General features: G+C 56.5%; 13 protein-coding genes. 7 read left to right on the forward strand and 6 right to left on the reverse strand.

The window, feature by feature from the left end; genetic code table 11:
- Positions 1-67 precede the first annotated feature (67 nt).
- The 7 genes from LC093_RS17790 (at position 68) to LC093_RS17820 (ending at position 8,136) form a co-directional block, all read left to right on the forward strand.
- Positions 68-1,411: an MFS transporter gene (locus LC093_RS17790; RefSeq protein WP_226668009.1), complete on the forward strand. Its 1,344-nt coding sequence runs from the start codon at positions 68-70 to the stop codon at positions 1,409-1,411.
- A gap of 605 nt (positions 1,412-2,016) precedes the next feature.
- Entirely contained in the window at positions 2,017-4,686 is a 2,670-nt protein-coding gene (gene aceE / locus LC093_RS17795) for a pyruvate dehydrogenase (acetyl-transferring), homodimeric type (protein WP_226668011.1), read from the forward strand.
- Positions 4,687-4,716: 30 nt separating this feature from the next.
- The gene (gene aceF, locus LC093_RS17800; RefSeq protein WP_226668013.1) at positions 4,717-6,354 is read left to right on the forward strand and encodes a dihydrolipoyllysine-residue acetyltransferase; all 1,638 of its coding nucleotides are present in this window, start codon (positions 4,717-4,719) and stop codon (positions 6,352-6,354) included.
- A 290-nt stretch (positions 6,355-6,644) separates the two neighbouring features.
- Entirely contained in the window at positions 6,645-6,914 is a 270-nt protein-coding gene (locus LC093_RS17805) for a hypothetical protein (protein WP_226668015.1), read from the forward strand.
- A gap of 123 nt (positions 6,915-7,037) precedes the next feature.
- Positions 7,038-7,295: a hypothetical protein gene (locus LC093_RS17810; protein ID WP_226668017.1), complete on the forward strand. Its 258-nt coding sequence runs from the start codon at positions 7,038-7,040 to the stop codon at positions 7,293-7,295.
- Between the two features lie 94 nt (positions 7,296-7,389).
- On the forward strand, positions 7,390-7,767 hold the full coding sequence (locus LC093_RS17815; protein ID WP_226668018.1) for a hypothetical protein: 378 nt from the start codon (positions 7,390-7,392) through the stop codon (positions 7,765-7,767).
- 18 nt (positions 7,768-7,785) lie between these two features.
- On the forward strand, positions 7,786-8,136 hold the full coding sequence (locus LC093_RS17820; RefSeq protein ID WP_226668020.1) for a hypothetical protein: 351 nt from the start codon (positions 7,786-7,788) through the stop codon (positions 8,134-8,136).
- A gap of 90 nt (positions 8,137-8,226) precedes the next feature.
- On the opposite strand, the gene LC093_RS17825 is transcribed toward LC093_RS17820, so the two are convergent.
- The 6 genes from LC093_RS17825 to LC093_RS17850 all read right to left on the reverse strand — a co-directional run bounded on the left by LC093_RS17825 (position 8,227) and on the right by LC093_RS17850 (position 16,976).
- The gene (locus LC093_RS17825; RefSeq protein ID WP_226668023.1) at positions 8,227-10,545 is read right to left on the reverse strand and encodes an immune inhibitor A domain-containing protein; all 2,319 of its coding nucleotides are present in this window, start codon (positions 10,543-10,545) and stop codon (positions 8,227-8,229) included.
- 311 nt (positions 10,546-10,856) lie between these two features.
- On the reverse strand, positions 10,857-12,173 hold the full coding sequence (locus tag LC093_RS17830; protein WP_226668026.1) for a sensor histidine kinase: 1,317 nt from the start codon (positions 12,171-12,173) through the stop codon (positions 10,857-10,859).
- Positions 12,173-13,519 carry a sigma-54-dependent transcriptional regulator gene (locus tag LC093_RS17835; protein WP_226668028.1) on the reverse strand — a complete coding sequence of 449 codons (1,347 nt, stop codon included), beginning with the start codon at positions 13,517-13,519 and terminating at the stop codon, positions 12,173-12,175. The genes LC093_RS17830 and LC093_RS17835 overlap by 1 nt, the downstream gene beginning before the upstream one ends.
- Positions 13,520-13,694: 175 nt before the next feature.
- Positions 13,695-14,903 carry an ABC transporter permease gene (locus LC093_RS17840; RefSeq protein ID WP_226668030.1) on the reverse strand — a complete coding sequence of 403 codons (1,209 nt, stop codon included), beginning with the start codon at positions 14,901-14,903 and terminating at the stop codon, positions 13,695-13,697.
- 18 nt (positions 14,904-14,921) lie between these two features.
- Positions 14,922-16,250, reverse strand: coding sequence for an ABC transporter permease (locus LC093_RS17845; protein WP_226668032.1), 1,329 nt, complete (start codon positions 16,248-16,250; stop codon positions 14,922-14,924).
- A 24-nt stretch (positions 16,251-16,274) separates the two neighbouring features.
- Positions 16,275-16,976: an ABC transporter ATP-binding protein gene (locus tag LC093_RS17850; protein ID WP_226668034.1), complete on the reverse strand. Its 702-nt coding sequence runs from the start codon at positions 16,974-16,976 to the stop codon at positions 16,275-16,277.
- Between the last annotated feature and the right edge of the window lie 55 nt (positions 16,977-17,031).

The raw sequence follows: 17,031 nt of genomic DNA on the forward strand, positions 1-17,031 counted from the left end.
CTCCCGTTTGCTGAACTCCCAATAACCGGAAAAGTACACGCACATGCATGAGAAGGCGGAAAATAAAATGGGGATCTGGTCTCTGGCTGCCTATGGGAGTCTGGCCGCACCGTTGAGTATCGTGTTTACCCCGCTGATTCTCTTCCTGCCTCCCATGTATGCCACCGAGGTCGGGCTCAGCCTGACTACGGTGGGGTTACTTTTCCTGCTGGCGCGATTTTGGGATGCGGTGACGGATCCGATCGTTGGCCGCCTGTGTGATCGGTGGCAATTCTCTTTCGGGCGCCGCAAGGTCTGGATCCTGTGTACTGCACCATTATTGATGTTGATGGCCTGGCTGTTTTTCCAGCCTCCGGCGGGCGTCTCGGCCGTGTATCTTTTGTGCATGATCCTGCTTTTTTATCCGGTCTGGACCATGGTCATGATCCCGTACCAATCGTGGGGAATAGAGCTCAGCCAGAACTACCAGCAACGCACCCGCATCGCCGGTTTCCGCGAAATTGCCTCGATGATCGGAACCACTGCGGTACTCGGTGTGCCGATGTTTTTGCTTGATGCTGGCGGCGCTACCAAGCGGGAAGTACTGGGGCTGATGTGTGGGATGTTTCTTGTATTCTTTCCCGTGGCGGTGATGCTGGCCCTGTGGAAAACTCCGGACAAAAGCGGGAGTCGCGTATCGCCCCGGGTGAACTTGCGGGAGCTACTTCAGGTGCTGTGGTCAAACGCCCCGTTCGTTTCCATCGCCGGTGCTTACTTTATTGTGCAGTTCGCTTATGGCATGTACCTGTCTGTCATTCAGCTGTTTATTATTTCAGCACTCGGTCTTGGTAAAGATTTTCTGCTGCTGGTATTCATCAAACACATCATTGCCATATTGTGTGTCGGGTTCTGGGTGCGGGTCTCCCGCCGGCTGGGCAAGCACATTGCCTACGGTATTTGCCTTTTGTTAACCGCTGTTGCGCTGGTTGCTTTCAGCTCCATCGATCCCGGCAATTTTGTGCAGGCTTTGGTGCTGTTTGTCTTCCTCGGCATTGTGACCGCGCCGATACTGGTTTTCCCTCCCGCGATTGTCGCCGACACCATTGATTACGGCCGCTGGAAAACCGGTAACGCTGACACGGGTCTCTATATGGCTATCCTGCAGCTGATCAATAAATCCGCCCTCGCCATGGCGATTGGTGTGACCTTTCCTCTACTGGACTGGGCGGGGTTTGAGGAAGGGGGAAGCAACAGTGCTCTGGCCTGGACTGTCATGCATGGACTGGTCAGCTGGGTGCCAGCGCTAATCTTGCTGGTGGCGGCGGTTGTGATTTGGCGCTTTCCGCTTACCCAGCGTCGCCTCGGCGGGATACAGTTGCGTCTGGCGTCCCGGGAGAGAGGGCAAACCGCCTCAGCGTTGAATACTCCGTGAGGGAGAACTTCCGGTTAAAAACGGACAGGTAGGGCCTTGCCATTGGTCAGGCCAACAGGCTCGGTTGTCCGCACTCAGGGCGTATTAGTGGTATGTTCGTGACCGAGAATCAAATTTCAGACTCTATTTTGTAATTTAATTTCCCGGTTTCGCGACAAAATCATCCGTGAAACCCCGGTTTGAAAAACAAATTGTTTTGCAATTTGGTTTTATTTGTTACTAAATGTCCTATCTGGAAAAACGTTTGTAGTAATACTACAATCCCCTCCGCTTGAGCACTTGGAACCTGAATTGTGGGCGAGCGCGAGTGTTAGCCCTAATGTTCAGGTCTTGGATTCAACGCCGAATTCAAAGTCGAGCCGGTAAACGGAACCTCTGGATCCAGAGACCCTAACCGGCGGTATTCAGGTCGCACAGTCCCTTATTTACTCTCCAGTGGTGAATCGCTGAGCAGTGAGCGTTGCTTTTCCGCCACTTAGGGTGGCGAATTGGCGAAGTGGAGTAGGTAGGGCGGGGTAAATTTCCGCCAATAAGGTACTGTTGCGCGCAAAATTCTGACCATAAAAAAACCGACTCGACGTCGCATATTCGCCGAGGAGCATTTAATGCACGAAGAAACTGACATTCAGGAAACGCAGGAATGGCTGGACGCGCTGCAGGCGGTCATCCGCCACAGCGGTAAAGAGCGCGCTGCGTTCCTGCTGAAGCAGCTGTCTGATCGCGCCACCAATATTGGCGTTCAGCTGCCGGCGGCCATCACAACTCCCTATCGCAATACGATTCCGCCCCAGGCCGAAAAGCGCATGCCGGGCGATCTGTTCATGGAGCGCCGTATCCGTTCCCTGATCCGTTGGAACGCGCTGGCCATGGTTGTACGCGCCAACTCCAACAGTGACAGCCTGGGTGGCCACATTGCCAGCTTCTCCTCGGCTGCCACCCTGTACGATGTTGCCTTCAACTATTTCTTCCGCGGCAACGAAGGTGAAGAGCGCGGCGACCTGATTTTCTTCCAGGGCCACAGCGCGCCGGGCATCTACGCCCGTTCCTACCTGGAAGGCCGCTTTGACGAAGACAAGCTGGACAACTTCCGCCGCGAAGTGAACGGCAACGGCCTGTCTTCCTACCCGCACCCGTGGCTGATGCCGGACTACTGGCAGTTCCCCACCGTATCCATGGGCCTGGGCCCGATCCAGGCGATTTACCAGGCGCACATCATGCGTTACCTGTCTGCACGTGACCTGTCACCGCGCGGTGACCGCAAGGTGTGGGCATTCCTGGGTGACGGTGAGTGTGATGAGCCGGAAACCCTGGGCGCCATCTCCATGGCGGGCCGCGAGAACCTGGAAAACCTGGTATTCGTGGTTAACTGTAACCTGCAGCGCCTGGATGGCCCGGTGCGCGGCAACGGCAAGATCGTGCAGGAACTGGAAGGTGTATTCCGCGGTGCCGGCTGGAACGTGATCAAGGTCCTGTGGGGCCGCCTGTGGGATCCGCTGCTGGAAAAAGACGACAAGGGCCTGCTGCAGAAAGTCATGGACGAAGTGGTCGATGGCGAGATGCAGAACTTCAAGGCCAACGGCGGTGCCTACACCCGCGAGCATTTCTTCGGCAAATATCCCGAGCTGCAGGAAATGGTCAAGGACATGTCCGACGACGAGATCATGAAGCTCAACCGCGGTGGCCACGACCCCTATAAGGTCTACGCGGCTTATGCCGAAGCCATGGCCAGCAAAGGCAAGCCCACCGTAATCCTGGCACAGACCGTAAAAGGCTACGGCCTGGGTGCTGCTGGTGAAGCGGCGATGGATACCCACAACGTCAAGAAGATGGACACCGAAGCGCTGAAGCGCTTCCGCGACCGCTTTGCGATTCCGTTGACCGACAAGGAAATCGAAGAGGTTCCTTATTACCGTCCGTCTCCAGACAGCCCGGAAATGAAGTACATGGCCGAGCGTCGCAAGGCGCTGGGCGGCCCGGTACCGTCCCGTACTACCGAGGTGGCGAAACTGGAGATTCCTGAACTGGATGCCTTCAGTGCCGTAACCAAAGGCTCTGGTGATCGTGAAATCTCCACCACCATGGCCTTCGTACGCCTGCTGTCGGTGCTGGTGAAAGACAAGAAAATGGGCAAGAACGTCGCGCCGATCGTGCCGGACGAAGCCCGTACCTTCGGTATGGAAGGCCTGTTCCGCCAGCTGGGTATCTACTCCTCCCAGGGGCAGAAATACACTCCGGTCGACCACGGCCAGATCATGTATTACAAAGAAGACAAGAAAGGCCAGGTGCTGGAAGAGGGCATCAACGAAGCCGGCGCCATGTCTGCGTGGATGGCTCTGGCCACGGCCTATTCCAACCACGGCGTGCCGATGGTGCCTTTCTACATCTACTACTCCATGTTCGGCTTCCAGCGCATCGGCGATCTGGCCTGGGCAGCGGGTGACATGCAGGCGCGTGGTTTCCTGGTAGGCGCCACCGCCGGCCGTACCACCCTGAACGGTGAAGGCCTGCAGCACCAGGACGGTCACAGCCTGGTACTGTCCGGTACTATCCCGAACTGTAAGAGCTACGACCCGGCCTTCGGTTACGACCTGGCAGTTATCGTTCGTCAGGGCCTGATCGAGATGTACGAAGAGCAGAAGAACCTCTTCTACTACGTCACCGTCGAGAACGAGAACTTCCTGCAGCCGGAAATGCCGCAGGGCGTGGAAGAAGGCATCATCCGCGGTATCTACAAGCTGGACAGCAACTCCCGCAAGCCCGGCAAGGGCAAGGCGGCGAAGAAGCACGTACAGTTGGTGGGCGCCGGTTCCATCCTGCGCGAAGTGATGGCCGCAGCGGATATTCTCGCCGACGAGTTCGGTGTGACTTCCGACGTGTGGAACCTGACTTCCGCCACCGAAGCCTCTCGCGAAGGTCAGGACGTGGCGCGCTGGAACATGCTGCACCCGACCGAAGCGCCGCGCAAAGCGTGGATCAGCGAGCAGTTTGAAGGCAATGAAGCGCCGGTAGTGATCTCCACCGATTACATCCGCGCCTACGTCGAGCCTCTGCGCGAGTTCATCGATGGCGACGTGATTGCCCTGGGTACCGACGGTTTCGGTCGCTCCGACAGTCGTGAGCAGCTGCGTCGCTTCTTCGAAGTGAATCGCAACTATGTCGTCATCGCCGCACTGTCTGGCCTGGTGAAGCAGGGTGTGATCGAAGCGAGTGAAGTGGCTGACGCCATCAAGAAGCTCAATATCGACCCGGAAAAAGTTAATCCGCGTCTGGTTTAAACCCGCTGATAAGGAATAAGGCAAAGAAACATGGCAAAACAAGTCATTAAAGTGCCCGATCTCGGCGGCGCCGATCAGGTAGATGTCATTGAAATTTCCGTTGCCGTGGGGGACACCGTAGCGGAAGAGGATGCGCTGATTGTAGTGGAGGGCGACAAGGCCTCCATGGACATTCCCGCGCCTTTCGCAGGCAAGATCCTGAGCATTTCCGTGAAGGAAGGTGACAAGGTTTCCGAAGGCGATGTGCTCGGCGAGATCGAGACTGACGCCGGTGACAGCGCAGAAGCGCCCGCCGAAGCCAAAGCCGAAGCGCCGGCTGAAGCTTCTGCCCCGGCGCCTGCGGCGGAACCAGCCGCCGCGCCGGCACCCGCTGGTGAAGCGACCGAGCAGGATATTGTGGTACCCGACCTCGGCGGTGCCGATGCGGTGGATGTCATTGAAATATCTGTTGCTGCTGGCGACGAAGTGGGCGAAGGCGATTCGCTGATCGTGGTCGAAGGCGACAAGGCCTCCATGGATGTCCCTTCTCCGACTGCGGGCACGATTGTGTCCATCAGCGTGAAAGAAGGCGACAAGGTATCCACCGGCGATGTTATCGGTGTGATGAAATCCGTTGCCGCTGGTGCAGCGCCTGCTCCTGTTGCAGCCGAGCCTGCGGCAGCACCAGCCCCGGCAGCTGCACCTGCAGTGGCAAGCCCGGAGCCGGCCGCCGCGCCGAAACGGGATCCTCACCTGGAGCGGGACCACACGCCGTCAGCAGAAGTGTATGCCGGCCCCGCAGTGCGCAAGCTGGCGCGCGAGCTGGGTGTGACCCTGAACAAGGTGAAGGCGACCGGTCCGCGCAACCGTGTGACCAAAGACGACCTGCACGCCTACATCAAGGAGCAGGTGAAGAAGGCTGAAAGTGGTGCGGTTGGCGTAAGTGGCGGTATCGGTATCGCGCCGATGCCTGAGATCGATTTCAGCCAGTTCGGCCCGGTCAATGTCGAGCCGATGAGCAAGATCCACAAGATCACCGCGGCCAATATGTCCCGCAACTGGCTGAACGTACCGCACGTTACCCAGTTTGACGACGCGGATATCACTGAGCTGGAAGACTTCCGCAAGTCAATGAAGGCCGAAGCCGAGAAGCGCGGCGTGAAGCTCACCCCGGTACCTTTCCTGCTGAAAGCGGCTGCGGCTGCGCTGCGTGAAGTGCCGAGCTTCAATGTTTCCCTGCATAACGATGGCGAGCACATCGTGCGCAAGGATTACGTGCACATTGGTATGGCGGTGGATACTCCGAAAGGTCTGATGGTACCGGTAATCCGCGATGTGGATAAAAAGGGCCTGTACGAACTGGCGGAAGAAGCTACCACCATGGCGCTTGCTGCTCGCGACGGCAAACTGAAGCCCCGCGATATGCAGGGTGCCTGCTTCACGATCTCCAGTCTGGGTGCCATCGGTGGTACCGGCTTTACCCCGATCGTAAATTCGCCGGAAGTCGGTATTCTTGGCGTGTCCAAGCTTGCCGTTCGCCCGGAGTGGAACGGCAAGGAGTTTGTACCGCGGCAGATGCTGCCGCTGGCACTGTCCTACGATCACCGTGCGGTAAACGGTGGTGATGCCGGTCGCTTCATGACTTATCTGGTCAATATGTTGAGCGACGTACGCCGCCTGTTGCTGTAACAGGTCTGGCAGGAAAAACGCCGGCGGGGGTAACCTCACCGGCGTTTTTTTATGCCCGTAACTTCTAACCGCTATCTCCAGCAATTGCCTGACCTTTGGCCAATCAGTACTCTTTTCCTCGCCAATTAAATCCCTCTCACGCCAAAAGCGGGTTCCGGTTGAATTCAGTGCTTATATTTCTGAACAAAATGTGTACAGCGTCGTCGAACACCTCGCGAGAGCTAAACTGAAAAAAGCGGGCAGATGAATCTCTCGATGGGATGTCCGCAAAGTAGCGAGGTAGTCGTGTCATGTATCGCTCAGGGATTGTAGCGGTGGCTGTAGGTGCCACATTGTGTGTACAAGGTTGTATTTTCGTACCATTTGAAAACGAAAATGGAAATGACCCGTTTTTCTTCAATCCGGATGACCAGGTTCGCGCCGCGGAGTTTGTTGAAGTGGGTAATTACCTGCCCAGCGCAGCTGCACCACCTATGGTGCAAAATCATTGTTCGAGCGCCGCTGGCAGCAATGGGATGAATGCGCCTTGCTGGTTTTTTCCGATCATGCGGATGTATTGATTCAGGTGCGAAATGCCTTTTCAATGCATTACTGAAAGAGTCTGGGCGTCGGAAAGCCGACGCCATAAACCTGGGTTAGATGCCCAGGTTGAGATACCCACGTTGAGAGATTAGGGAGGCCACATGCGCAAACGAGTGACACTTTTATCCCTGCTGGCAGCCGCCACATTCCTTTCTGCCTGCGGAACCAGCAGTGTACGCGATCAGGTGGTCTACCCTAACAGTGCACCGATTCCCCGCCAGCCTGTCGCGGAGCAGAAAACCAATTACGATGGCTGTCCTGGCGACGCAGAAGAATTGGCGCCGGGCTCTATTTGTCCTGCTACTGCGCAGTGCTATGAAATTTCCGGTGGTCGTCGCTGTATCGTTTACGAGAAATAATCTTGTAGTTCGTGTGCAGTCACTACCGGCTGTTTGAGTGCCAGAAGGTGTGGGGACAGGGATCTTCAACCCTAAGACTCATGGAAGAAATACTATGAAACTGCGCTGGTTTCCGCTCTTTGCCATCATGTTTTCCCTCGGCTGTGCGAGTACGGCCACTGTGTCGAATCTCGATGGATTCTGGTGTGACCTTACCGGTACTCCTGCCACTTTCGTGCGGCCACCGCTACCTGAGTATCTCACTCCGGCATACCCGCGCGATTGTTTCCAGGGAGACATGGAGGTACCCACCGCGACTTCCTGCTTGGTAGACGACGCTGTCTGCTACCAACTGGATACCGGCGGCTGGTGCACCGCGGGTCGTATGCCCCAGTGCCCGGAAGGCGCCGCACCTCTGGACGCGGATGCTCCTTGCCCCGATGGCGGCAAGTGCTGGATGTATAGCGAAGGATTGCGCTGCTATTCGGTATAGGCCGAGTGAGCGTTCCCGATGAACTGGATGCGGGGCGTCCTGGTTGCTATTGACCAACTGGGAAACGCGATTGCCGGCGGTAATCCGGATGCGACCATCTCAGCGCGCACCGGGTATTTCGCCCGAGTTGTCGATACGCCGTTCAAGCCCTATTGGCAGCTGATGGAGAAGGTGATCGACTTTACTTTTTATCCCATTGATGGCCCCAACCACTGTTTCAAAGCTTATCTTGCCGACCAGTTTGAAGAGCATCAGGAAGGCAGTGATCTGATGCGGGGATTGCTCGGCCTCATAATCCTTACCTGCTGTATACCACTCTCGATACTGACGCGCGTTTACGTACTCATTTTTCCGCGCGTGGTGTCATGATAGGGCGTCGATTTCCGGTTCTGTTTTACGCATTGATACAAAAAAGGGCGGCAAAATGCCGCCCTTTACTTTGTGTGAGAGCTCCGATGGTTATCGGTAAATCAATACCTTGCCGACGGACTTGTCATCGCTTTGGGATACGACCCGGACTTTAAGTCCGTATGTCGAAATCGCCCGGCCTGCGTCGGGAATAGCACCGTTGCTGAAATCGTTGCTGTCATCGAACAACGGGTTGCGCTTGGTGTAATTATCGCGCAGAAGCAGGTTGTAGCCGTTGAGCAAGTCCAGGGTTGCCTTGTTGGCTTTGTCGATACTGAATGCTGCGTCGTGCACCTGGTAGCGAGTCGATGCAACTGAATTGTCATTCCACTTGTTGGCATGCTGGTCTGCGTCCACTACGCCGAGGAAGCCGTTGCCTGGGTGTATGCCCACCCAGTTGTCGCTATAGCTGGTGTCGGCATACCAGATAACCAGTCCCTCATTGAACTCGAGCATTTCACCCGCCACGTTGACGTGGGACAGGCCCAGGTCGACGCCCTGGTGTGTACGCCACTCCAGCAGGTAATAGTGATCGTGCAGAGAAAAGCCTTTGCTCAGGCTGAAGCCATCAAGGGTGAATTTGCCTACCGTTTCTGCGTTATCCGTGAGCACAACCGTATCGTCGACAGAAATTTCGATGTCGTCGGCAAAGAAACCCGGGTTGGACACATAGCCGTCGGTCCAGTAATAGAACACCAGGTAAAACTGCTGACCGGCATAGGCGCTCAGATCAAACTCGGCGTCAACCCAGCCGCCTGAAGTACCGGTAATGCCATGGCCGGGGTTCTGCCCGTAGGGGCTGCTGGTGGTGGTTATATTGCCGGCGATCGGGGTAAGGCCGTCTGCGTTGTACACTGCAATAAACGCGTAATCCCAATCTTTTTCGATATCGTACCAGGCCTTGAATTTGACCGTCGCACTGCTTGCGCCGGTGAGATTAACCGGTGTCAGCATAACGTTGTTGAGGGCATCGCCACTTCCACTGAAGTAGGCGTATTCGCCGCTGGTCGGGATGGTAACCACCTTTTTCTTTTGCGGCAGGTCGATGCGAACCGCATCATTGTTGGCGCCCTTGCTGACAGCCTGGTCGAGGAGTGCCTCTACACCTTCTGCGGGAATGTCTTCCAGCGCGATCGTGGCACCGTGCAGCCAGTTGCCTCCCATGTTGTACTGAAGGAACTCCTTGGCCCAGGCGGAAAACCCTGTGGGTTCAGAGCCCGGGATAACACCAGCCCAGCTCCCGTTCGACATGACAGACCAGGAGGAAACAGGTTCTCCACGTCCGGTGTACTGGGTGTCATACTCGTCGGGCAGCCCCAGATCGTGGCCAAATTCATGGCTGACTACGCCAGCGGCAGCGTCGGCAGGCTGAATGGTGTAGTCATAGGCCGCCATTGGCATATCCGGTCCCCAGTAGTCCACTGTGGCCTCGGTACCAGGAATGGGGAACGGGTTGCCCAGGTTCCAGCGGTGGGCCCAGATGGCATCCTCGCCGAGCTGGCCACCACCGGCCTCTTCACCGACGGAGGAGTGAAAAATCATGATGTGGTCAACCAGGCCGTCCGCTTCCCAAAGGTCACCGTCACCATCGAGGTCGTAACGGTCTTCCAGGTCATAGTCCGACAAGTTCACTTCGGGGTCTGCGGCTGCGGCCAACAGGGCCTCACGCACCAATGCGCGGGCGTCACCGTCGGCATTGTTGCCGTAAAAGGCTGCCGGCTGGCTGGCCATGTACCAGCCGGCAACACCGCCTTCCAGGTTGTAACTGTTACCGGACTGTTGCCAGTAAAACTGCTGCATGGACAGCAGGGAATCCCCGCCGGGGCCGGCAAAGCCGCTTGAGGAAAACAGGAGGTCCTGATAGTGCTCGGGGGTGTAATCCGGGTAGTACATATCGGATTCACCCGGCTCAATACTGTTGTGAGGGAAATCGGGGAACTCCATCAGGATTGCCAGTACCCGAGCAGTTTTATTTACTCCGGCGTAGCTTTCCGGCGATAGAGGCGCCGGAACCTGACTTTTACCTTGTCCCAGTTTGTTACCATTTCCATTCTGCAGGGAGCCTTGCAGCTTATTGCTCTTGGCATTGGCCAGCAGTCGGGAATCGGTACTTGCCAGATTTCCGCCACGCTGTTCGGCTTGCACTGCGCGCTCTTTCAAAAAACTGCGCAGCGCAACTTCTGCTTCAGGAATGGTGGCGTCTTCGGCAATGCGTCCGGAACGCTTCAGCATTTCAATAAGCTTGTCTTCGTTCGCAATGGCGAGGTCCAGAGGTCCCCCCTGTTGCGGCCTGTCTGCCGCCTGCGCGTTTGAGAGCGCAATACCGAGTGTAAGGGCGCCGGCTGTTAACAGCCGATAGGGATTTATCATTGTTATCCTCGTTATTTCTTCTGATGGTCAAAATCAGGCAGAGCGGACTCAACGGTAAGAAATGCAGCCGTGAGCCATCCTTGGCCCGCATGGGTCAACTTGCTTAGTTGCCGCTAGTTATAACGAGTAAGAAGGAAAAAGGTGTAATGAATTACGTGCCTATATTGAAGGGTTCGGCGTGATATTTATTTGTTTGGCGCGATTTGCTTTATAAGGTGAAGCTAAGCGTTATAAACGTACCACTTCCTGGGGTATTTACCTTCCAGGTAAATAAACCTATCAGGCTTGAAGTAAAGCCCCGGAGACCAAGGTTAGTCTTTCCGCGGCCAGGGTAGCCAGAGCCGTACTTGTAAACCGCCGTTTTCCCGGTTGTGCAACTGTATCTGGCCGCCGTGAGCGTCGGCGATTTCCCGACACAGTGCCAGTCCCAACCCTACGCCCTGGGGTTTGGTGGAGTAAAACGGTAGCAAGGCCTGCTGTAAAACCCGGTCACTCATCCCCGCACCGCGATCACTGACGGACAACAGCTGGCCGTGGACGTCGGTCTCGATTCCCAAAGTGATTTCCTCTGGAGTACTGCCGGATTCGGCGGCATTTTTTAGCAGGTTGAGCAGCGCCTGTTCGATTTGTGTTGGATCAAAGTAGCCTGGTCGAGAGGGAAGTGTTCCCAGCTGCCGGAAGGAGTGCAGAGGCTTTATTCTGGCAATGAGTGCTGACCAGGATACTTCCTCGCAAGCCGGCGGCGGCAGTTTGGCGAAGCGGGCATAACCCTGGGTAAATTCGGTGAGATGGTGGCAGCGTTCGGCGATGACATCGAAGACACCGGCGAGCTGCTGCGATTCGATTTTTTCCGACAGCATTTTGCCGCTGTGGGCCATGGAGGAAATCGGGGCGAGGGAGTTATTGAGCTCGTGGCTGATCAGCCGTATGACTTTTTTCCATACCTGTACTTCTGCTCGGGTTAATTCCCGGGTCATTTCCCTCAGTAGTATCAAGCGGTGTTTCTGCGCATTGAGTACGAAGGTACTGTTGCTGATATGCAGGCTTTGGCTGTGTTCCCCGTCGAGATAGGAGATCAGACCGTCCTGTCGGGACTGAATGGCTTGCGCTAATTCTGGCGGACACTCGGGCAGTATCTGCTTTAGTGGATGCCCCTGTAATGGTCTGCCGCCATGAAGCATATGGCGGGCACTGGTATTGGCATAAATGATGTGCTCGCGCTGGTCTATCAAAAGCAGGGCCAGGGGCGAGCTTTGGATAACCGTATCGAGCAGCAATTCCCGCTGATGGATATGGGCGCGCTCGCGCCGCAGAATTTCCCCAACTTCGTTGTAGAGCTCGGCGAGCTCTCCGAGCTGGTCATTGCGGTTGAGGGCCAGAGATATGGAAAAATCGCCGTCGCGAAAGTTCAGCAGACCGCCGCGGAAGCTTTCGAGGGCTCGATTCAGGTTTCGGGTCAGGGGTCTCAGTAGCAGCAAACCCAGCGCTAGAGCTAGCAGCAGGCCGCCGCTCCATGCAAGTAGGGGAGAAACGCCGGTGTGCTGAAGTAGAAGCGGTATCCCGCTACCGAGTGCAATGGAAGCCAGGGTAGTGGCAAAAATTTTTCCCTCAATGGAGGTTCGCGGCATCAGTAGGGGATTCCGAATTTTTCCAGCCGACGGTACAGCGCCTGACGGCTGAGTCCGAGTTCTCGTGCGGCCTGGGCGATGATGCCATTGCAGTTGGCGAGGGTTTGTTCGAGCAGTTCCCTGCTTGGCTCGAAGCTGTGTTCCGGGGTTTTCTGCACCTGTTCATCTGGCAACGCCAGAGTTTCTTCATTAATACTGTCGCCACGGGTCAGCACCGCGGCCCGCTGCATGACATTCTGCAGCTCACGCACGTTGCCCGGCCAGGAGTAGCGCAACATACGCTGCTGGGTTTGTGGACCGAGCTGCTTGCCGCTGCTGGCGAGAAATGCGCGTGCCAGGGGCAGTATATCCTCCGGCCGCTCATTGAGTGGTGGCAGCTTCAGCTCAATGACATTGAGGCGGTAGAACAGGTCCTGGCGAAAACTGCCATTGCTGATCATTTGCGGCAGGTTGCTGTTGGTGGCACTGATAACGCGTACGTTTACCTTGCGGGTCTGGCTGCTGCCTAGTCGCTGGAATTCACCGGTCTGCAGTACCCTTAGTAATTTGACCTGGCCGCTGGCGGAGAGCTCGCCAATCTCGTCGAGAAACAGGGTGCCGCCATCCGCCACTTCGAAGCGACCCTGACGGGCTTTATTGCCGGCACCGGTATAGGCGCCAGCTTCGGCGCCGAACAGTTCCGCTTCCATCAGATCTTCCGGCAGGGCGCCGACGTTGACCTTGATAAAGGGGCCATCTTTGACGCTGGAGTTGGCCTGTACAATATCCGCGATCTTTTCCTTACCGGCACCGTTGGGACCAGTAATCAATACCGGTACGTCGGCGTGCGCGACCTGGGTGGCCATTTCCAGCAGTTTTTGCATGCTGTTGCTACGGTAGACGATACCTTGCAGGTCGTACTGTTTTTGCAGTTGGTGGCGAGCCTGCTGTTCGCGGCTTTTGGCCAGGCGCTGTTGCTGCTGCAGGTCGTGCAGTTCCAGCAGGTTATTAATGGTGGCGATGAGCTTGTTGTCGTCCCACGGCTTGCCGACGTAATCGGCGGCTCCCGCTTTGACCAGTTCTACGGCCATTTCCAGCTGGGTCCAGGCTGTGAGCAGGATGACGGGAATATCCGGCTGCAATTCGCGCAGGGCAAAAAACAGTGCGCGGCCCTCTTCTCCAGAGGTGGTGTCGGCGGTGAAGTTCATATCCTGAATGACGAGACCGGTATCGGGATTCTCGCGTAGCAACTGCAGGCCAGCCTGGGGCGTGATAGCGCTCAGGGTATGTATATCGTGCAGGGACAACAACAGGGAGAGGGCTGAGATAATACCGGTGTTGTCGTCGATGATCAGTACTTTGTCCAACTCGCGTTTCCTGTTGCGGTTGTCTTTAACATGCTCTGTGGCGGTCCTGCACCCGATAGGGGCTTGCGGGACACACCGTGAACCCATCCAAGGGGGACTGTCGAAAAGGTCCCTCTTTTCGACAGTCCCACAAACCCCTATCGGGTGCAGGACCTTCGCTTTGAGCAATCGGCCTTTAAATGCTTCGTGTTGCCATCGCCGGCGAAATATTCGCTGCGCGCATGGCGGGCATCAGGGCCGCCGCAAGGCTAACTGCGAACAATAGTATCGCACACACGGCAAGTATCGTTAGTGACAGTACGGGCTGTGAAAACTCGCTCACCATCAGCTGGTTGATGATCAGTGCACCGGCGGTACCCAATACCAGCCCGGTCCCCGCGATCAGTGAGTTTTCTACCAGGAAGTAACGACTGATATTGGCTCGGGTCGCGCCCAGTGCGCGGCGGATACCGATCTGCTTGGCACGCTGGTTGATCCAGAAAATGGTGAGACCGACGATGCCCAGTGCAACGATAAACGTCAGCAGGGTCATTACCGCGGACAATACCTTGACCATAATGTTGTCGCTTACATGAGTCGAGGCAAGCTTTTCGGACAGGGTTTCCAGGTGAATGACGCGCTGAGGGTCGCGTTCCGCGAGCTTGTCTTCCAGCTGTTTGAAAATGGCATCGCGCTGGCCGGGTTCCGTGCGAACCAGATAGCGTTTGTGATTGCCTTCTACCAGCAATGGATGGAATACCACATTGCCAGCCAATGCCCAGCTGGGCCATGCGCCCAGGTGGCGCTCGACAATACCGATGATTTCCATGGGATTGTCTTTACTGCCGTGGTACAGGAATTTACCCAGAGCGTCACCCTCTGGGAAGGCTGCATCGGCGAATTGCTGGGTCACAATAATGACACTGCCGATGAAGCTTTCGTTGGATCCGATCACATGCATTTCGTCGTCGCTGAAGTTGCGTCCGGCGATAAGGTTCAATCCCAGTGTGTTGATGAAGTGCGGATCGGTCTGGTAGTAGTTGCCGTCTAAGTCGCCGATCTGGGCGTTGGGTTCCAGATAGAAACTACTGGCGGAACCAGAGCCGGATACCGGGATGTGGTTTGTTACCGAGGCATCGACCACTCCGGGCATCGAGCGCATCATGTCCAGGTCGGCGCGCACGGCGCCCGCCATATCGTAATCTTTGGGCACGGGCATAAAGGTGATGGCAATGATGTTATCCACATCCATGCCGGTCGGGCGCGCCATACTGGTGAGGCGGTCTTGTACGATAGCAGTGGCATTGCTGACGATGGCCAGGGTGAGGGCCAGCTGCAGTGCGATCAGCATTGCCGAGACTTTGTTGCGCCAGAGGGCAGACAACATGGGTTTCAGTTCAAACATGGTTGTTTCCTCTCCGGCTCACTGGGTTTTCAGATAGATAGATGGGTTGGTACGGCTGATACGCCAGGCGGGATACAGGCCGGCGAGCAGGCTGGCGAGAATGGCGAGGCCGATGGCGGCGAGCATCATCAGCCAGTCCATGGAGGCGATCTGGTCGATTTGGCCCATGGATAGCATGCGGATACCGGACAGGCCCAACAGCGCGAAGCAGATGCCGATCAATCCGCCCAGCACACCGATACAGCTACTTTCGATCAGGTGCTGAATAAAAATGGCATTGCGGTTGGCGCCCAGTGCACGGCGAACCCCGGCTTCGGGCGCTTTGCGCAGGAATTTGGCCAGCAGCAGTGCCACAGCGTTTACCACACACACCAGCAGGAAGGCGAGGGACGCCCACCCCAGCACGCGGTTGTCGTCGTGCAGTACTTCATTTAGTACCAGCCATTCCGAGGGACGGGTGAGGCCGAACTTGAGTGGGCGTTGGAAGCGTCCCTGTTCTTTCTGTTGCTGGATATAGCCGGTAAGTAAATTTTCGTATTCTTTTTTTCGCGTATCGTTGTCGAGCTCTACCCAGAACTGTATCCACACGCTTTCGCTGAGCAGGTGTCCTTCGTAGCCTTCGACCTCTGGATCCGGGCTGTTCCAGCCGTTGGTGTTACCCCAGCTGTAAATTTGGAATTTACGGTGCAGGCCGAACGGAATGTAAATCTCTTCCGAATCGCTGAACGGGTTGTTGTTCAGGTCGTACACCTTGGGAGAGGGGTTCCAGTAATCGATAACGCCTGCGACGGTGAAGGGCTCGCCGTTGAGCTCTACGGTTTTGCCGACACTGTCTTCACCACCGAACAGTTTTTCGTTGAGGGCCTTGTTCAGGACAACGGTTTGTACCGGTGAGGTATCTGCATCTTCGTTCCAGATGTTGCCGTACAGCATGGGCACGTCGAACATGGAGAAGAAGTCGCGGGTGGTGACCCGTGTTTCGGCGACAAACGGCCGTACTTCGGAGTCTTCCAGGGTAACGGTGAAGCCGAAGCGGTGCATGGCCACCTGTCGGGTGGGAATATCCGAGCGCAGCAGTGCTTCTGCATCCCGGTAGGTGAGCTGCCAGGGCATTTCATTTCCGCGGCCGCCGCGGTTGTATGCACCGTTCGGGTCCCAGCTGTCCAGCTGTACTGCGTAGAGCACGTCGTCCTTATGGGCCAGTGCGTTCTGGGACATCATGTAGTTGAGCGTGAGTACAGTCATGGATGCGCCGACGCCCACGGCGATTGCGGCAATCATGAGAGCGCTCAGTATTGGGGTGCCCCGCAGGCTGCGCATGGCGAGGCTGATGTAGTAGCCGATCATTGCGGTGTCCTTTTCTTTTCCAGCTTATACGGTGGCGATTTCTTCTTGTGCGATGCTCTGACGCAGGTCAGACACCTGGCCGTCGACAATCTGGATATTGCGCTGGGCGCGGCGCGCGAGGTCCGGGTCGTGGGTAACCATGATGATGGTGGTGCCCCATTCGTTGATAAATTCGAGCAGTTCCATTACCTGGCGTGCCATGAGGGAGTCGAGGTTACCAGTGGGTTCGTCCGCGAGCAGGAAACGGGGTTCACCGGCGAGGGCGCGGGCGATGGCGACGCGCTGTTGCTGACCGCCGGACAGTTGCGCGGGCAGGTGTTTGGCGCGGGCGGAAAGGCCGACCTGCTCGAGGGATTTTTCGATACGACGACGGCGCTCCTTGGTATTGAAGCCGCGATAGCGCAGGGGGACGTCGATATTGTCGAACAGGTTGAGGTCGGGAATCAGATTGAAGCCCTGGAAAATAAAGCCGATTTTTTCATTGCGCATGCGCGAGCGATCACGGTCAGAGAGGCCGCCGATTTCCTGCCCATCAAGTAGATACTCGCCTCCGGTCGGGGTTTCCAGCAGGCCAGCAATATTCAGGAAGGTGGTTTTACCGGAACCACTGGGGCCGGTGACGGATACGAACTCTCCTTCGTTCACCTCAAGGCTGAAATCCCGAAGCGCGTGGGTTTCGATGGTGTCGGTGCGGTAGCTTTTACGGATGTTCTGCATTTTCAGCATGGTGGATTTCCTTGTCTTCGCAGTTTTTGTTCGTTGGTACTGTTAAGTCTTGTGG

This window comes from Microbulbifer aggregans (genome assembly GCF_020524005.1).
GTDB lineage: Bacteria > Pseudomonadota > Gammaproteobacteria > Pseudomonadales > Cellvibrionaceae > Microbulbifer > Microbulbifer aggregans_A.

Bases quoted from the DNA above. Each gene is read 5' to 3' on its own strand.
- LC093_RS17790 (WP_226668009.1), top strand. From the start codon at position 68: ATGGGGATCTGGTCTCTGGCTGCCTATGGGAGTCTGGCCGCACCGTTG.
- aceE (WP_226668011.1), top strand. From the start codon at position 2,017: ATGCACGAAGAAACTGACATTCAGGAAACGCAGGAATGGCTGGACGCG.
- aceF (WP_226668013.1), top strand. From the start codon at position 4,717: ATGGCAAAACAAGTCATTAAAGTGCCCGATCTCGGCGGCGCCGATCAG.
- LC093_RS17805 (WP_226668015.1), top strand. From the start codon at position 6,645: ATGTATCGCTCAGGGATTGTAGCGGTGGCTGTAGGTGCCACATTGTGT.
- LC093_RS17810 (WP_226668017.1), top strand. From the start codon at position 7,038: ATGCGCAAACGAGTGACACTTTTATCCCTGCTGGCAGCCGCCACATTC.
- LC093_RS17815 (WP_226668018.1), top strand. From the start codon at position 7,390: ATGAAACTGCGCTGGTTTCCGCTCTTTGCCATCATGTTTTCCCTCGGC.
- LC093_RS17820 (WP_226668020.1), top strand. From the start codon at position 7,786: ATGAACTGGATGCGGGGCGTCCTGGTTGCTATTGACCAACTGGGAAAC.
- LC093_RS17825 (WP_226668023.1), bottom strand. From the start codon at position 10,545: ATGATAAATCCCTATCGGCTGTTAACAGCCGGCGCCCTTACACTCGGT.
- LC093_RS17830 (WP_226668026.1), bottom strand. From the start codon at position 12,173: ATGCCGCGAACCTCCATTGAGGGAAAAATTTTTGCCACTACCCTGGCT.
- LC093_RS17840 (WP_226668030.1), bottom strand. From the start codon at position 14,903: ATGTTTGAACTGAAACCCATGTTGTCTGCCCTCTGGCGCAACAAAGTC.
- LC093_RS17845 (WP_226668032.1), bottom strand. From the start codon at position 16,250: ATGATCGGCTACTACATCAGCCTCGCCATGCGCAGCCTGCGGGGCACC.
- LC093_RS17850 (WP_226668034.1), bottom strand. From the start codon at position 16,976: ATGCTGAAAATGCAGAACATCCGTAAAAGCTACCGCACCGACACCATC.